Origin of the sequence: Nonomuraea sp. NPDC003560 (assembly GCF_042878785.1) — a bacterium.
In the GTDB taxonomy this organism is placed as follows: domain Bacteria; phylum Actinomycetota; class Actinomycetes; order Streptosporangiales; family Streptosporangiaceae; genus Nonomuraea.
In genome coordinates this window covers 392751-409418 of record NZ_JBIAOF010000010.1, presented here as the reverse complement: position 1 = coordinate 409418, position 16668 = coordinate 392751, and the positions used below count along the sequence as shown (strand labels likewise).

At 74.0% G+C, this 16668-nt stretch carries 12 protein-coding genes; 5 read left to right on the top strand and 7 right to left on the bottom strand.

From position 1 onward, the window contains the following. Nucleotides 1-30: 30 nt before the first annotated feature. Nucleotides 31-1293, bottom strand: a complete 1263-nt coding sequence (locus ACFYUV_RS35300) for an MFS transporter (RefSeq protein ID WP_387676498.1) — start codon at nt 1291-1293, stop codon at nt 31-33. Nucleotides 1294-1476: 183 nt separating this feature from the next. On the opposite strand from ACFYUV_RS35300, the gene ACFYUV_RS35295 reads away from it, so the two are divergent. The 3 genes from ACFYUV_RS35295 (at nt 1477) to ACFYUV_RS35285 (ending at nt 4358) form a co-directional block, all read left to right on the top strand. After that, complete coding sequence (locus ACFYUV_RS35295) at nt 1477-2865, top strand: rhodanese-like domain-containing protein (protein ID WP_387676495.1); 1389 nt, start codon at nt 1477-1479, stop codon at nt 2863-2865. 75 nt (nt 2866-2940) lie between these two features. Beyond that, nucleotides 2941-3513, top strand: a complete 573-nt coding sequence (locus tag ACFYUV_RS35290) for a rhodanese-like domain-containing protein (RefSeq protein WP_352323725.1) — start codon at nt 2941-2943, stop codon at nt 3511-3513. Then, nucleotides 3510-4358, top strand: a complete 849-nt coding sequence (locus ACFYUV_RS35285; RefSeq protein WP_352323726.1) for a sulfite exporter TauE/SafE family protein — start codon at nt 3510-3512, stop codon at nt 4356-4358. The genes ACFYUV_RS35290 and ACFYUV_RS35285 overlap by 4 nt, the downstream gene beginning before the upstream one ends. On the opposite strand, the gene pta is transcribed toward ACFYUV_RS35285, so the two are convergent. Continuing rightward, nucleotides 4344-6404 carry a phosphate acetyltransferase gene (pta, locus tag ACFYUV_RS35280; RefSeq protein WP_387676490.1) on the bottom strand — a complete coding sequence of 687 codons (2061 nt, stop codon included), beginning with the start codon at nt 6402-6404 and terminating at the stop codon, nt 4344-4346. The two genes, ACFYUV_RS35285 and pta, sit on opposite strands and share 15 nt — an antisense overlap. A 159-nt stretch (nt 6405-6563) precedes the next feature. Here pta and ACFYUV_RS35275 point away from each other — a divergent pair, with 159 nt between their 5' ends. Then, nucleotides 6564-9467 carry a pyridoxamine 5'-phosphate oxidase family protein gene (locus ACFYUV_RS35275; protein ID WP_387676487.1) on the top strand — a complete coding sequence of 968 codons (2904 nt, stop codon included), beginning with the start codon at nt 6564-6566 and terminating at the stop codon, nt 9465-9467. Between the two features lie 24 nt (nt 9468-9491). On the opposite strand, the gene ACFYUV_RS35270 is transcribed toward ACFYUV_RS35275, so the two are convergent. From ACFYUV_RS35270 to ACFYUV_RS35260, 3 genes are read right to left on the bottom strand one after another with little or no spacing between them, the layout of a single operon-like run. Continuing rightward, a complete protein-coding gene (locus ACFYUV_RS35270) occupies nt 9492-10616 on the bottom strand; it encodes a M50 family metallopeptidase (protein WP_387676484.1) in 1125 nt (374 codons plus the stop codon). A 46-nt stretch (nt 10617-10662) separates the two neighbouring features. Continuing rightward, on the bottom strand, nt 10663-11508 hold the full coding sequence (locus ACFYUV_RS35265) for a universal stress protein (protein ID WP_387676481.1): 846 nt from the start codon (nt 11506-11508) through the stop codon (nt 10663-10665). Between the two features lie 40 nt (nt 11509-11548). Then, a complete protein-coding gene (locus tag ACFYUV_RS35260; protein WP_387676478.1) occupies nt 11549-12388 on the bottom strand; it encodes a universal stress protein in 840 nt (279 codons plus the stop codon). A gap of 222 nt (nt 12389-12610) precedes the next feature. On the opposite strand from ACFYUV_RS35260, the gene ACFYUV_RS35255 reads away from it, so the two are divergent. Beyond that, entirely contained in the window at nt 12611-13522 is a 912-nt protein-coding gene (locus ACFYUV_RS35255; RefSeq protein WP_387676475.1) for a universal stress protein, read from the top strand. A gap of 10 nt (nt 13523-13532) precedes the next feature. On the opposite strand, the gene ACFYUV_RS35250 is transcribed toward ACFYUV_RS35255, so the two are convergent. Both ACFYUV_RS35250 and ACFYUV_RS35245 read right to left on the bottom strand, forming a co-directional pair. Next, entirely contained in the window at nt 13533-14243 is a 711-nt protein-coding gene (locus ACFYUV_RS35250; protein ID WP_387676473.1) for a universal stress protein, read from the bottom strand. A 133-nt stretch (nt 14244-14376) separates the two neighbouring features. Then, nucleotides 14377-16662, bottom strand: a complete 2286-nt coding sequence (locus ACFYUV_RS35245; protein ID WP_387676470.1) for a phosphoketolase — start codon at nt 16660-16662, stop codon at nt 14377-14379. Nucleotides 16663-16668: the final 6 nt, after the last annotated feature.

Below are 16668 nucleotides of genomic sequence, written 5' to 3'. Positions count from 1 at the left end.
TGGGATGCGCTTGACCTGGGACGGCCCCCGTCAGCCCGCCGTACGGTCGCTGATCCAGCGGGCGGCGAGCAGGCCGGAGACGGCGGTGAGGACGGCCCCCGCGACGACCGTGGCGCCGAGGCCCAGCACGTCGGCGAGCACCCCGGCGACCAGGGCTCCCGCCGCGTAGCCGACGTCGCGCCAGAAGCGGTAGGCCCCCAGGGCGTTGGCCCGCCAGGAGGGGTGGGCGTGGTCGGAGACCGACGCGATGAGGGCGGGGTAGACCATGGCGGTGCCGAGCCCGAGGATGACGGCGGACAGGACCCCGGCGAGCAGGGCGTCGCCCAGCGGGGCGACGGCCAGGAGGAGCCCGCCGGCCTGGACGAGCATGCCGGTGACGATGAGGGGTTTGCGGCCGAGGCGGTCGGCGAGGTGCCCGGCGGGGATCTGGCCGACGCCCCACAGCAGCGGGTACAGGCCCTTGATCAGGCCGACGGCGGCCAGGCCCAGGCCGTGCTCGGTGAACAGGAGGGGGAAGACGCCCCAGGTGAGGCCGTCGTTGAGGTTGTTGACCAGACCGGCCTGGCTGACGCCGCGCAGCGAGCGGTCGCGCCAGGACGTGCGGGCGAACGCGGCCGCCGGACCGATGTCCCCGCCGGCGGGCCGGGGGTGCCGGTCGAGTTCGAGGGCCACGTGGGCGGCGGTGTCGCGGACGGCCAGGGCCAGGGCCAGCCCGGCCGCCACGAAGACGACGCCGACGAGCTCGGGGACGGGACGCAGGCCGTGTCGGGTGGCGAGGTAGCCGGTGAGCAGGGCGGTGGCGCCGACGGCGGTGTACCCGGCGGCCTCGTTGAGGCCGGTGGCCAGCCCCCGCCGGCCGGGCCCGACCAGGTCGATCTTCATGTTGACGGTCATCGACCAGGTCAGGCCCTGGTTGAGGCCGAGCAGGACGTTCGCGGCCACGATCCACCCCCAGGAGGGCGCCCAGGCCAGGACGAACGGGACGGGGATCCCGATCAGCCAGCCGGCCACCAGGAGCTGCTTGCGGCGGAACCGGGCCGTCAGCGCTCCGGCGGCCAGGTTGCTGACCGCCTTGGTGAGCCCGAAGGCGACGATGAAGGAGAAGACGGCGAGGTCGCTGGTCAGGCCGAAGGCGTGGGCGCCGATGAGGGGCACGGTGGTGCGTTCGAGGCCCACCAGGCCGCCGACGGCGATGTTGACGACGACCAGCAGCGAGAACTGCAGGGCGTTCTCCCGGAGTCCCAGGCGTACGGGAGGCCGGCCGGCCGGGGCGGGAGCGGAGGTGTTCTGCACGGCGAAGGTCCCTTCGCGCCTGGATTGCCGGGTGGATATGTCCAGGTCACCATACCCCCCCAGGTATTCTGGGCAATACCACGGGGGGTATTTGACATCCTCTCCGCGGAGAACCTACTGTCGGGTAGGCGATACCCCCTGGGGTATCAACCCACTGGCCGCGTTCCTCACGAAGGGATTGCCGTGTTCTTCACCCAGTACTACCTGGACTGCCTCTCGCAGGCGTCGTACATGATCGCCGACGAGGGGACCGGCCGCGCGGTGGTCGTCGACCCGCGGCGGGACGTCTCCGAGTACCTGGCCGACGCCCGCGCGCACGGCCTGACCGTCGTCGGCGTCGTCAACACCCACTTCCACGCCGACTTCGTCGCCGGCCACCTGGAGCTGGCCGACAGCACCGGCGCCTGGATCGGCTACGGCCGCCGCGCCGAGACCGAGTACCCCATCCGCAAGCTCGGCGACGGCGAGCGCATCTCCCTCGGCGACGTCACCCTGGAGATCATGGAGACGCCCGGCCACACCCCGGAGTCGATCAGCGTCCTGGTCTACGAGCACGCCGAGGATCCCGTCCCGTACGGGGTGCTGACCGGCGACGCCCTGTTCATCGGCGACGTCGGCCGCCCCGACCTGCTCGCCTCCGTCGGCGTCACCCCCGGGGAACTGGGCGCGATGTTGTACGACAGCGTCCAGAACAGGCTCATGGGCCTGCCCGACGCGGTGCGGGTCTTCCCCGCGCACGGCGCCGGCTCGGCCTGCGGCAAGAACCTCTCGGCCGAGAAGCAGTCGACCATCGGCGAGCAGCGGGCCACCAACTACGCGTGCGCGCCGATGGACCGCGAGACGTTCGTCGCGCTCGTCACCGCCGGGCAGCCCGCCGCCCCCGGCTACTTCGCCTACGACGCCGATCTCAACCGCAGGGACCGCGCCCGCTACGACGCCTCGGCGGCGCCCGTGCCGCTGACCCTCGATGGGTTCACCGAACTGAGGGCCGCCGGCACCGTCGTGGTGGACGCCCGCGACCCGCAGGACTTCGCCGCCGGGCACCTGCGCGGCGCGGTGAACGTGCCCGCCGACGGGCGCTTCGCCGAGCAGGCCGGCACCGTGCTCGACCCGGACGCCGAGCTGGTCGTCATGGCGCCGCAGAACCGCGAGGAGGAGGTCGTCACCCGCCTGGCCCGGATCGGCTTCGACCGCGTCGCGGGTTACCTGCGCAACCCCGACGACGCGCTGGTGGCCCTTGCCTCCGAGGTCGCCCCGGCCAGCCGCCTGACCGCCGCGCAGCTGCGCGCCGCGCTCGCCGGCGACGCCCCGCCCGTCGTCGTGGACGTGCGCACCGCGGGCGAGCGCGAGGCGAACGGCTTCATCGACGCCGCGCTGCACATCCCGCTGAGCGAGCTGCCCGCCCGCAGCGGCGAGCTGCCCGCCGACCGGCCCGTCGTCCTGCACTGCGCGGGCGGTCACCGCTCCTCCGTCGCGGCGAGCCTGCTGCGGCACCGCGGCTTCCAGGACGTCTCCGACGTGCTCGGCGGCTACGCCGCGTGGGCCCTGTCGGCCGAGCCGGCCGGCGTCTGACCGGACTGTCCCCTGTCCCCGTCCCACACGTATGTCTACTCGATACCCCCCGGGGTATCGGCGAAGGAAAGACCCATGAACACCTCCTCCGTCCTCACCCCCACCGTGCTGCAGCGGCTCGTCCAGGAAGGGCGGGCGCCGCGCCTGCTCGACGTGCGCACGCCCGGCGAGTTCCGCACGGCGCACATCCCCGGCTCGTACAACGTGCCGCTGAACACCCTGCGCGAGCACCGGGCCGAGCTGCTGGCCCACCTGGACGAGGACGTCGTGCTCGTCTGCCGCTCCGGGGCGCGGGCCGCGCAGGCCGGGCAGGCCCTCGCCGAGGCCGGGCTGCCGAACCTGCGCGTCCTGGAGGGCGGCATCGTCGCGTGGGAGACGGCCGGCGCGTCCCTGGAGCGGGGGCCCGAGCGGTGGGACATCGAGCGCCAGGTGCGGCTCGTGGCCGGTTCCGTCGTCCTGGTCACCGGTCTGGCCGGGATCTTCCTGCCCGGCGCGCACCTGATCGGCACCGCGATCGGCGCGGGCCTGACGTACGCGGCCGTCAGCAACTCCTGTGCCATGGGCGTCCTGCTGTCCCGGCTGCCCTACAACCGCGGGCCGCGCACCGACATCCGCACGGTGCTCGCGGAGCTGCGGAGCACCCCGTGACCGTGCTGATCGTCGCGGCGTCGCTGCTCGTCGGGGTCAGCCTCGGCGTGCTGGGCGGCGGCGGCTCGATCCTGACCGTGCCGATCCTGGTCTACCTGGCCGGGCAGGACACCAAGGAGGCGATCGCCACCTCGCTGTTCGTCGTCGGCGTCACCAGCCTGGCCGCGCTGGTCCCGCACGCGCGGGCCCGGCGGATCCGCTGGCGGACCGGGCTGCTCTTCGGCGCGTTCAGCATGGCCGGCGCGTACGGCGGCGGACGCCTGGCCGAGTACGTCCCCGGCACGGCGCTGCTCGTCGCCTTCGCCCTGATGATGCTGGCCACGGCGGTCGCGATGCTGCGCCGGCCCCGCAACCCCAGGAAGCGGGCGCGGCCCGCCCACGGCGACCTGCCGCTGCCGCACATCGCGGCGGAGGGCCTGGTCGTCGGGGCGGTGACGGGGCTGGTCGGCTCCGGCGGCGGTTTCCTCGTCGTCCCGGCGCTCGCCCTGCTGGGCGGGCTGCCGATGGGCGTCGCGGTCGGCACCTCGCTGCTCGTCATCGCGATGAAGTCGTTCGCCGGGCTCGCCGGGCACCTGGCGGGCGTCGCGATCGACTGGCGGCTCGCCCTGATCGTGACGGCGTCCGCGGTGATCGGCAGCCTGGCCGGCGGCCGGCTCGCGGGCCGCATCCCGCAGGACGCGCTGCGCACGGCGTTCGGCTGGTTCGTCGTCGTCATGGGCGTGTTCGTGCTCGTCCAGCAGGCCGGCGCCGCCGTCTGGAGCCATCCGGCCACGTGGGCGGGGGTCGTGGCGGTGCTGGCCGCCGTCCTCGCCGCCCGCCGGTGGCGCGCCTCAGGCGCCGGCTGACGGTCCGGAGGACGCCGGTTCGTCGCGTACCTGGGCGGCCGTGACCGCCACGGTGGTGACGATGTCGGCCACGGTGGCGCCCCTGGACAGGTCGTTGACCGGCCGGCGCAGCCCCTGCAGCACCGGCCCCACCGCGACCGCCCCCGCGCTGCGCTGGACGGCCTTGTACAGGTTGTTGCCGGTGTTCAGGTCGGGCACCACGAAGACGGTGGCGTGCCCGGCCACCTGGCTGCCGGGCATCTTGGCCCGCGCCACGGCCGGGTCCACCGCGGCGTCGTACTGGATCGGCCCTTCCACCTGGAGGTCCGGGCGGCGCTGACGGACCAGCTCGGTGGCGGCGCGCACCTTGTCGACCTCGGCGCCCGCGCCCGAGGTGCCCGTCGAGTACGACAACATCGCGATCCTGGGCTCGACGCCGAACATCGCCGCGGTGCGGGCCGAGGCGATCGCGATGTCGGCGAGCTGCTCGGCGGTGGGATCGGGGTTGACCGCGCAGTCGCCGTAGACCAGGACCCGGTCGGCCAGGCACATGAAGAACACGCTGGAGACCAGCCCGAGCCGCAGGATCTCGAACGCCGGCCTGATCGTGTGCGCGGTGGTGTGCGTCGCGCCGGAGACCATGCCGTCGGCTAGGCCGGCGTGGACCATGAGCGTGCCGAAGTAGGAGACGTCGGTGACGGTGTCGCGGGCCAGCTCGACGGTCATCCCCCGGTGCGCCCGCGCCTCGGCGTAGGCGTGCGCGAACCGCTCGCGCAGCTCCGGGTCGAACGGGCTGAGCACCCTGGCCGCGGCCAGGTCGAGGCCGAGCTGGGCGGCCTGGACCCTGATGCGTTCGGCGTCGCCGAGCAGGGTGAGGTCGGCCACGTCCCGGCGCAGCAGGATGTCGGCCGCGCGCAGGATGCGCGGCTCCTCGCCCTCGGGCAGCACGATGTGCCTGCGCCGGGCGCGGGCCCGGTCCAGCAGCTCGTACTCGAACATCAGCGGCGTGACGACGTCGGTCTTGGCGATGTCCAGCCGTTCCAGCAGCAGCGGGCCGTCCACGTGCTCGGCGAACAGGCGCAGCGCCGCGTCGATCTTGCCGCCCGCCTCGGGCGTGAACCGCCCCTCCACGGCCGACAGCCGGGTCGCGGTGTCGAACGTGTCGTGACCGGTGGCGATCACCGGCAGCGGGATCTCCATGCCGCGCAGCAGCCGCTCCACCGAGCCGGGCAGCTCCGTGCCGCCGGTGAGCACCACCGCCGACAGGGCCGGGAAGCCCGGCGAGGTGTGCGCGGCGATCAGGCCGGGCAGCAGCGCGGCGGCCCGGTCGGACGGGATGATCACCGCCGCGCCCTCGGTGAGACGCTCCAGGATGCCGGGCAGCGACATCGCGCCCACCATCAGCGCGCTCGCCTCCCGGCCGAGCCCGTCGCGCTCGCCGAGGAAGAACCAGCCGTCGCACGCGTCGAGCAGGTCGGCGACCGTCGGCGCCCGCAGCGAAGGGGTCTCCGGCAGCACGAACACGGGCGTCGCATGGCTGAGCGCGAGCGGCCCGCCGGTCGAGCGGGTGACCACGACCGCGAGCTCCTGGGCGTGATGGTGGGCCAGCTCCCTGGAGGACACCTCGACCGCCGCGGCGGTGCGGTCGGCCGTCCGGCCCCTGCCGCTCACCACGTTGATCACGGGAGTGCCCAGGTCGGCGGCCAGCCGGGCGTTGAACCCGAACTCCGTCGGCGCGCCCACGTCGGTGTAGTCGGTGCCGACCACCACGACGGCGTCGCAGCGCCGGGCCAGCGCGCGGAAGCGGGCCACGATGTCGCCGGCCGCCCGCTCGACGTCGGCGTGCACCTCGTCATAGGTGACCCCCGCGCACGCCTCGTAGGGCAGGGCGAGCTGGAACCGGCTGCGGATGGTGTTGACCAGGCCGTCCTCGCGTCCGGCCCGTACCACGGGGCGGAACACGCCCACGCTTCCCACCTGCCGGGACAGCAGTTCGACCAGGCCCAGGGCGACGGTCCCCTTGTTGCTTCCCGCTTCGCCGGCGGCGACGTACACAGCTCGTGTCATGACACTCATTCTCGACGCCCCCGCCGGGTCCGGAACGCCATCGGGCCCGGATCAGTGTCGTACGCCCCCGGTGTCAGGGACCAACGTCCCTGTCTTGGGGGTGAGGCAGGTGGGTAGCGTCATCGTCATGGCCGCCTTGACCCGGTCCGTGGGGTCGCGATGAACCCGTGGACGCTCACGTACGAGGGCTTCGCCCCGGGTTCGGCCGGGCTGCGGGAGGCGCTGTGCACGCTCGGCAACGGCCGCTTCGCCACCCGCGGCGCCACGCCCGAGGGCCGGATCCGCACGCCCGGCACCTACCACGCGGGCTGCTACGACCGTCTGGCCTCGCAGGTGGGCGGCCGGACGGTCGTCAACGAGGACCTGGTCAACCTGCCCGACTGGCTGCCGCTCGGCTTCGCCACCCCCGGCCAGGACTGGTTCAGCCCGGAGCTGGCCGACCTGCTCGGCTACACCCAGGAGCTCGACCTGCGCCACGGGGTGCTGCGGCGGGAGCTGCGCTGGCGCGACGCGCGGGGCCGGGTCACCCGGGTGCGGCAACGCCGCCTGGTCTCCATGGCCGATCCGGCCCTGGCCGCCCTGGAGACGACCTTCACCGCGGAGAACTGGTCGGGCCCGCTGCGCGTCCGCGCCGGGCTGGACGGGCGCGTCACCAACAGCGGCGTCGAACGCTACCGCGACCTGCGCGGCGACCACCTGACGGAGCACGCCACGGGCCACCGCGACGGGCTGACCTGGCTGACCGCGACCACCCGCGCCTCCCGCGTCACCGTCGCGCTCGCCGCCCGCGCCGACGCCCCCTCCCCCGGCTCGCCCTCCATGGAGCCCGACCACGTCGCCAGCGAGCACGTGCTGACGGTGGCCGAGGGCGCGCCGGTGACGTTCACGAAGGTCGTCGCCCTGCTGACCTCGCGCGATCCCGCCGTGCACGACCCGCTGTCGGCCGCCCTGCGCCGCGCGGCCACGGCCCCGGGCTTCGCCGAGCTGCTGGAGGCGCACGCCGCGGCCTGGGAGCGGCTGTGGGAGCGGGCCGAGCTGAACGTGGACGGGCCGGAGCTGTCGCAGATCGTCCACCTGCACATCTTCCACCTGCTCCAGACCCTGTCGCCGCACACCGCCGACCTCGACGCCGGGGTGCCCGCGCGCGGCCTGCACGGCGAGGCGTACCGGGGGCACGTGTTCTGGGACGAGCTGTTCGTCCTGCCCTGGCTCAACCTGCGCTTCCCCGAGATCTCCCGCGGCCTGCTGCGCTACCGGTGGCGCCGCCTGCCCGAGGCCCGCGCGGCCGCCCGGTCGGCCGGGTACGACGGCGCGATGTTCCCCTGGCAGAGCGGCAGCGACGGCCAGGAGGAGACCCAGACCTACCACCTCAACCCCGCCTCGGGACGCTGGCTGCCGGACGTCTCCCACCTGCAGCGCCACGTCGGCCTCGCCATCGCCTACAACGTGTGGCAGTACCGCCTGGCCACCGGCTCCATGCCGTCGTGGTGCGCCGACCTGCTGATCGCCATCGCGCGGTTCTTCGCCTCGCTGGCCGTGCTCGACCCCGTCTCCGGCCGGTACGAGATCCGCGGCGTCATGGGCCCGGACGAGTACCACACCGCCTACCCGGGCGCCGCCGAACCGGGCCTGGCCAACAACGCCTACACCAACGTCATGACCGTGTGGCTGCTGCGGCACGCCCTCCGGCTCGGCGCGGCCGGCGCGCGGGAGGCGGCGCGGTGGGAGGACATCACCCGCCGCATGCGGGTCGACTTCCACGACGGCGTCATCAGCCAGTTCACCGGCTACGCCGGGCTCGCCGAGCTGGACTGGGAGCGGTACGCGGGCGTCCGCCGCCTCGACCGCGCCCTGGAGGCCGACGGCGACGACGTGAACCGCTACAAGGCGTCCAAGCAGGCCGACACGCTGATGCTGTTCTACCTGCTGGGCGCCGACGAGCTGCTGGCGATCCTCGACGGGCTCGGCTACCCGGCCGACCCCGGCCTGATCCCGCGCACGACCGCCTACTATCTCGACCGCACCAGCCACGGCTCCACGCTGAGCGCCGTCGTGCACGCCTGGGTGTTGTCGCGCTGCGACCGGGCGCGCTCCTGGCAGTTCTTCGCCGAGGCGCTGGTGGGGGACGTGCACGACGTCCAGGGCGGCACCACCGCCGAGGGCGTGCACCTGGGCGCGATGGCCGGGACGGTGGACATGCTGCAACGCTGCTACCTGGGCCTGGAGCCGAGGCCCGAGGGCCTGTTCCTCGACCCTCTGCTGCCCGGACGGCTCGGCACGCTCTCGTTGCCGGTCCTGTTCCGCGGACGCCGGATCACCATCGAGGCCGGCCACGACGGCACGCGGGTCGACGGCGTCCCCGTGCCGGGCGGTGCGGGCCTCGTCCTCACGGAGAAGGAGATGATCATGACGAACAGTGGCGACTTCGGACGCCGGGTGGCCCACCACCGCGACCGGCTGGGCCTCACCGTCGACCAGCTGGCCGAACGCGCCGACATGTCCCCCGGGTACGTCGCGTACCTGGAGGGCCACCTCGGCATCCCGGACAGGAACACGGTGACCCGCCTGGCCACCGCCCTGGAGACGACCCCGCAGGACCTGCTGGGCGGTGGCCGCGACCGCCCGCCGGGCCCCGGCGCCGGCCCGGACGAGCCGGTCCTGGAGGTCCTCGACCCCGAGGAGTGCCTGCGCCTGGTCGCGCCGGGCGGGATCGGGCGGATCGCGTTCAACGGCTCGCACGGGCCCACGGTGCTGCCCGTCAACTACCGGCTGCACGAGGGCGCCGTGCTGTTCCGCACGTCCCGCGGCGGGCCCATGGACCAGGACCTGCGCACCGGCCTGGAGGGCGTGGACATCATGATCGGCTTCCAGGTGGACCGGATCGACGAGGTGCGCAAGGAGGGCTGGAGCGTGCTGATCCAGGGGCCCGCCCACCACGTGCCCGAGGACGAGGTCGCCAAGCTGGCCGACGCGGGCGTCACGCCCTGGGCGGGCGGGGAACGTCATCTCTACATCCGGGTCGTGCCGCACCAGGTCACCGGCCGCCGGATCCACGGACTGTGAGCCGGCCGCCGCCGTGGACCCGCGTCACACGAGGGCGGCGGGCCGCAGCAGCGCCTGTTGCAGCGCCCTGCCGAGGTCGGCGTCGGTGATCATGCCGGTGACCGCGCCGCCCTCGACGACCACCGCCGACAGCCCGCCCACCCGCGACGGACGTTCCAGCAGGGCGGCCGCGTGGTCGTCCGGCGACAGGACGCGCGGCGGCTTCTGGGCGGCGACCAGCGTCTCCACCCTGGTGTCCCCCCTGCGCTCGGCGGGCACGGCGAGCAGGGTCTCCAGCGAGACCACGCCGAGCGGCGCGCCGTCGAGCCCCACGACGGGGAAGACGGACTGGTGCGAGCCGAGCACCACCGTGTCGACCAGCCCCTGCACGGTCAGCCACGCGGGCGCCAGGTCCGGCGTGGCCGTCATGACGTCCCGCACCAGCACTCCGCCGAGGCCGCGCCGGGCCGCCCTGCTCATGATCTCGCCGCGGGCGGCGCCCGCGATGTACCAGCCGGTGATCACCACCCACATCCCGCCCAGCGGGTTCCACACCCAGATCACGACGAACCCGGTGAAGGTCAGCGCCATGCCGATCGCGTAACCGGCCCGCGCGGCGCCGGCGTCGGCGCGGGCGCGGTCGCCGTGGCGGCTCCACATCAGGCCGTGCAGCACCCGCCCGCCGTCGAGCGGGCTGCCGGGCAGCAGGTTGAACACGCCCAGGACGAGGTTCATCATGGCCAGCCACGCCACCGCGGCCCTGGGCACGCCCGGCGGCAGCACGGCCGTGACTCCGAGAGCGAGACCGCCCAGCAGCAGGCTCGCGGCGGGACCGGCGGCCGCCGTCACCACCTCGGCCCCGGGCGTCCGCGCCTCGTCGCGGAACTGCGTGACGCCGCCCAGCGCCCAGAGGGTGACGGACTCCACCTCCATGCCGCACCGCTTGGCCACCAGCGCGTGCGCCAGTTCGTGCGCGAGCAGGGACACCATGAGCAACAGTCCCGTGAGCGCGCCGGCGACCCAGTACGTCGTCCTGCCCGCGCCCGGGGCGGCGACGGCCAGGACCCCGGAGCCCAACCCCACCGCCACGAGCGTGACGATGGCCAGCGCGGACCAGTGAGCGCCGACGGGGATGCCCGCCACCCGTCCGAAGCGCAGGGTTTGCCTCATACTTCCACCTTGCATGCTTCTCGACCCTTCTGACCAGGGACGACCTCTAGGGGCGGACCACCGCGACGGCGCAGCGGGCGTGGTGCAGCACTCCCCTGCTGACCGAGCCGAGCACCAGCGAGCCGAACGTGCCCCGCCCGTGGGAGCCCACCACGATCAGGTCGCAGGGGGCCCCGGTGAGCGCCTCGACCGGATGCGCGCTCTGGACGTCCTCCACGACCGTCACCTCGGGACACCTCTCCCGCCATCCGGCCGTCCGGGCGCGGACCGCCTCGTGCTGGGCGGCGCGGACCTCGTCCAGGTCGTAGGCGATCTCGGGGGCGAAGGCGTGCACGGGGATCTGCCAGGCGCGGATCAGGCGCAGCCGGGCGCCGCGCAGCCTGGCCTGCTCGAAGGCGTAGCCGATGGCCGGCTGGCAGACGTCGGAGTCGCCGATCCCGACGCCGATCTCGCCGACCGGCCCGCCACTCTCGGCACGCACCACCACCACGGGACAGGCGGCGTGCCCGGCCACGTGTGTGGTCACCGATCCCAGCAGCGCGCCGGCGAACCCGCCCAGCCCCCGGTTGCCGATGACCAGCTCGTCCGCCTGCCGCGCCTGATCCAGCAGGACGGCCGCGGGCGTCCCCTCGACGACCTCGGCGTGCAGCCGCACCGACGGCTGCCGGGCGCGCGCGGCGGTCTCGGCCGCCTCCAGCACCTTGGCCGCCGCCATCAGCAGGTAGTTGCCCTGGCCGTAGTCGGGGAACCTGGTGACGGCGTACGGCTGCCGGTCCAGGGCGTGCACGATCCGCAGCTGCGCGCCCGTCCGCGCGGCGTCGTCGGCGGCCCAGCCGACCGCCGCGGCGGCGGGGGCCGAGCCGTCGGCTCCCACCACGATCACACCGGCCATGACGCCCCCTCGTCCGACACTCCGAACACCTCCGGTCCCGTCATCCCTTCTCCGCGCGCGGCCGTACCACCGCCACCGGGCAGGCCGCGTGGTGCAGCACGCCGTGGCTCACCGAGCCGAGCACCGCGGAGGAGAAGCCGCCCCGTCCGCGCGAGCCGACCACGACGAGGTCCGCGGCGGCGGCCGCCTCGGTGAGCGCGGCCACGGGGTGCCCGCGCACCTGCTCGTCGGTGATCTCGACGTCGGGGTTCTCGCTCCGGCACGGGTTCACCCGCGCCTGGGCCGCCCTCGCCTCCTCCTGGAAGGAGTCGGCCAGCAGGTGGCTGTAGGCCGCCCAGTACGGCGAGACCGCCGGCGCCTGCCAGGCGTAGACCACGTGCAGGCGGGCGCGGCGCGCACGGGCCTGCTCGACGGCGTACGCCATGGCCTGCCGCGACCCCGCCGAGCCGTCGTCGCCGGCCACCACCAGGTCGTGCCGGACGGCGACCACCCCGCGGACGACCACGACGGTCCCCGCGGCGTGCCCGGCCACCGCCCGGCCAACCGACCCCAGCACCATGCCGGCGAAGCCGCCCATGCCCCTGCTGCCCAGCACCAGGCTGTCGGCGGTGGCCGATTCGACGATCAGCGCGTCGATCACGTTGCCCGCCAGCATCTCGGCGGTGACCTCGACGCCCCCGCCGATCGCGCGGGCCCGGCCGGCGGCGGCCTCCAGCGCGCCCAGGCAGTACCGGGCGCCGTCCGCGCCGAGCACCCACTGCTCGCACACGTGCACGAGCCGGAGCGGCAGCCCTCTGCGCTGGGCGTCGCCGGCGGCCCACTCCACCGCGGCGGTCGATGACGCGGAACCGTCCACCGCGGCCACGATCCGTCCGCGCATCTTCCCTCCTTCGCGCCTTCGACATCCCCATACCCGCCATAACGGATATAAGGGGCGCAAACACACCAAAAGTCGCCGCCGTCCTCTCCAACTTCGGGACCCGGCGCGTGACGGGCAAGCAGGCTAGGCCAAGAGTTTCCTCCCCTGTGGGGCTCGTCCCGCCGGTCCGGGGAAGGCTCATCCGCGCAGGTAACCGGACAAAATTCGCTCCCGGAGGCGGCAGTGATCGACGCCCACGCCGGCCGGCCCGTGCTCGTCGGGTACGACGACTCGACCGAGAGCCGCCACGCGCTGCACTGGGCGGTCGCCGACGCGCGCCTGCGCGGGCTGCCCGTCCTGGTCTGCCACGCCCTGCACTGGCCCTACGCCCCCAGACCCGTCGCCCAGGAGATCATGCGGCACGTCGAACCGGTGGCGCTCGGCGTCGTGGACGAGGGCGTCCGGCGGGCCAGGGAGCTGGCGCCGGAGCTGGACGTGCAGCCGCTCCTGGGCCGGGGCACCCCCTCGGCGGTGTTGCTGGAGGCCGCGCGCGAGGCGGAGCTGACGGTGCTCGGATCGCGCGGGCAGGGCGGGTTCGAGGGCCTTCAGGTGGGGTCGGCCGCCGTCCAGGTGCCCGCGCACAGCGTCACGCCGGTCGTGGTCGTCCGGCCGCCGCTCCAGCCGCCCACCCGCCAGGACGTCAGGATCGTGGCCGGCCTGGACGGCTCACCCGCCAGCCTGGCCGCCTTCGACCTCGCCCTGGACGAGGCCGCCCTGCGCGAGGGCACCGTGACGGCCCTGTGCTGCTGGGCCGACTGCGGGTCGTCGTCCTGGCAGGAGCCGCTGCCCTTCGTGGACTCGCACGCGCTGCGCAAAGGCGCGGAGAACCGCTTCCGCGAGGTCGTCTCCCACCTGGCCCGCAGACGCCCCGAGGTGACGGTGGTCACCGAGTTCCTGACCGAACGCCCCCAGCGCGTGCTGATCGAGGCATCCAAGGACGCCACGCTCCTCGTGCTCGGCAACCGGGGGAACGAGGCCCCTCCCTGCCTGCTGCTCGGAGCGGTGACGCAGGCCGCCCTGCTGGAGTCCAGGTGCCCGGTCGCGGTGGCGCCCGCGGCCGTGCTGAACCCGCGGCTGCCGCCCGCGTCCGGGTGACGCGGGCAGCTCAGAGGCGGTCGCCCGGCACCACCGCGACCGGGCAGGGCGCGTGCTGCGGAAGAGAGCTCGCGGTGCCGAGATGCGCGGCCCGCGGCCGGCCGACCACGACCAGCGTCGCCCGCTCGTGGGGCTCACCCTGCTCCACCTGGACCTCCGGGCGGCGAGCCGCCCACTCCCCCAGGTCGGCGGAGGCCGCGAGCGGCAGCCCGCGCAGGGCCGCCTCGGCGAACGCGAACTCGACGACCGCCGCGTCCGGCTCCCGCTCGGCCAGGACGACCGGGCCGGGACGGGTGGCCTTCGGCAGCGGCCCCGGCCCGCGTACGACGATCACCGGGCACTCGGCGTGCGCGGCGGCGTACCCGGCCACCGAACCGACCACCACCCTGGGCAGCGCGCTCAGCCCCCGCGAGCCGACCACGACGAGCGTGGCGTCGGCGGACAGCTCCACCAGCCGCTGGGCGGCCGGGCCCTCGTACAGGTCGGTCTCCACGCGGACGCCCGAACTGGTGGAGCGGGCGCACTCGGCGCCGTGCCACAGGACGTGCTCGGCCGCCTTGCGCAGATGGGCCTTGGCCTCCTCCTCCGCCTCGCCGTACGGCCATTGCCAGGCGTGGACGACGGTCAGCGGCAGGTTCCTGAGCTCGGCCTCGTCCAGCGCCCAGTCCAGGGCCTGGACGGAGAAGTCCGAGCCGTCGTAGCCGAGCACGATGCGATCCATGTCCGTGATCCCTTCAGACGTCGCCAGCCTTCAGCCTCGGTCCCGCGAGGCCGGCCGCCCGTGGTGCGGCGGCCCGTCTTGACGGGACCTTGGCCCTCCTTTTCCGGCCGCGCGGGCCGGCGTCCTTCGCGCGTCACCAGGTCCAGTCGCGGACGGCGGGGGCGTCCTCGCCGTGCTCGCGGGTGTACGCCCGCGCTCGCAGCCGCTCGTCGGCCATGCGCTGGCGCAGGTGCGCCTGGGTGGCGCCCAGGCCGGGCACCCGGTCGATGACGTCGATGACCAGGTGGTAGCGGTCGATGTCGTTGAGCATGGCCATGTCGAACGGCGTGGTCGTGGTGCCCTCCTCCTTGTAACCGCGCACGTGGATGTTGGCGTGCCCGGTGCGGCGGTAGGTCAGGCGGTGGATGAGCGAGGGGTAGCCGTGGAAGTTGAAGACGACCGGCCTGCCGGTGGTGAACAGGGCGTCGAACTCGGCGTCCGGCATGCCGTGCGGGTGCTCCGACGGCGGTTGCAGCCGCATCAGGTCCACCACGTTGACGACGCGCACCTTCAGCTCGGGCAGGTGTTCGCGCAGGATGGCCGCGGCGGCCAGCGTCTCCAGGGTGGGCACGTCGCCCGCGCAGGCCAGCACGACGTCGGGCTCCGTGCCGTCGTCGGTGGAGGCCCACGGCAGGACACCGAGGCCGCGGGTGCAATGGGCGATCGCCTCGTCCATGGTGAACAGGTCCAGCACCGGCTGCTTGCCCGCGACGATCACGTTGACGTAGTCGCGCGAGCGCAGGCAGTGGTCGGCCACCGACAGCAGGGTGTTGGCGTCCGGCGGCAGGTAGACCCGCACGACCTCGGCCTTCTTGTTGACCACGACGTCGAGGAAGCCGGGGTCCTGGTGGCTGAAGCCGTTGTGGTCCTGCCGCCACACGTGCGACGAGAGCAGGTAGTTGAGCGAGGCGACGGGCCGCCGCCAGGGGATCCTCTTCGCCGACTGCAGCCATTTGGCGTGCTGGTTGAACATGGCGTCGATGATGTGGATGAACGCCTCGTAGCAGTTGAACAGGCCGTGCCGGCCGGTCAGCAGGTAACCCTCCAGCCAGCCCTGGCACAGGTGCTCGCTGAGCACCTCCATCACCCGGCCGCCCGGCGCCAGGTTCTCGTCCGTGGGCTCGACCTCGGCGTTCCAGGCCCGCGTGGTCGTCTCGAAGACGGCCTGCAGCCGGTTGGAGGCGGTCTCGTCCGGGCCCATCAGCCGGAAGTCGTGCGGGTTGGCGGCGATCACGTCCCGCAGGAAGGCGCCCAGCACCCTGGTCGGCTCGGTCGACTGCGCCGCGGGCGACTTGACCTCCACCGCGTGGTCGCGGAAGTCGGGCAGCGCCAGCGGGCGCAGCAGCTCGCCGCCGTTGGCGTGCGGGTTCGCGCTCATCCGCAGCGGCCCCTCGGGGACCGTCCCCAGCAGGACGGGCGCCGGGCGGCCGTCGGCGTCGAACAGCTCCTGCGGCCGGTACGAGCGCATCCACTCCTCCAGCATGGCCAGGTGCGCCGGGTTGTCGCGGACGCCCGACAGCGGCACCTGGTGGGCCCGCCAGGTGCCCTCGACCGGCTTGCCGTCCACCTCGCGCGGGCCGGTCCAGCCCTTCGGCGTGCGCAGGACGATCATGGGGAGGCGCTCCAGGCGGCCCTCCTTGTAGGCGGCGATCTCGTCGAAGACGGTGTCGAGCGTGCGCGCCATCTCCTCGTGGTCGGGGCCGACGAGGTGGGGGCGGTAGCCGTACCCCTCCATGAGCTTGACCAGCTCGTCCTGCGGGATGCGGGCCAGGACGGTCGGGTTGGCGATCTTGTAGCCGTTCAGGTGCAGGATCGGCAGGACGACGCCGTCGCGGTAGGGGTCGAGGAACTTGTTGGAGTGCCAGCTGGCGGCCAGCGGGCCGGTCTCGGCCTCGCCGTCGCCGACGACGCAGGCGACCACCAGGCGCGGGTTGTCGAAGGCCGCGCCGAACGCGTGCGCGAGCGAGTAACCCAGCTCGCCGCCCTCGTGGATGGAGCCGGGCGTCTCGGGCGCGACGTGGCTGGGGATGCCGCCGGGGAAGGAGAACTGCCGGAACAGCCGGCGCATCCCGGCGGCGTCCTGGGAGACCTCGGGGTACTTCTCCGAGTAGGAGCCCTCCAGCCAGGCGTGCGCGACGGCGGCGGGCCCGCCGTGGCCGGGACCGGCGACGTAGATCATGTCCTGCCGGCGTTCGGCGATGATCCGGTTGAGGTGGGCGAAGCAGAAGTTCAGCCCAGGGGTGGTGCCCCAGTGGCCGAGCAGCCGCGGCTTGACGTGCTCGGGGCGCAGCGGCTCGGTGAGCAGCGGGTTGTCCAGCAGGTAGATCTGTCCCACGGACAGGTAGTTCGCCGCGCGCCAGTAGGCATCGATGTGCTGCATCGTCGT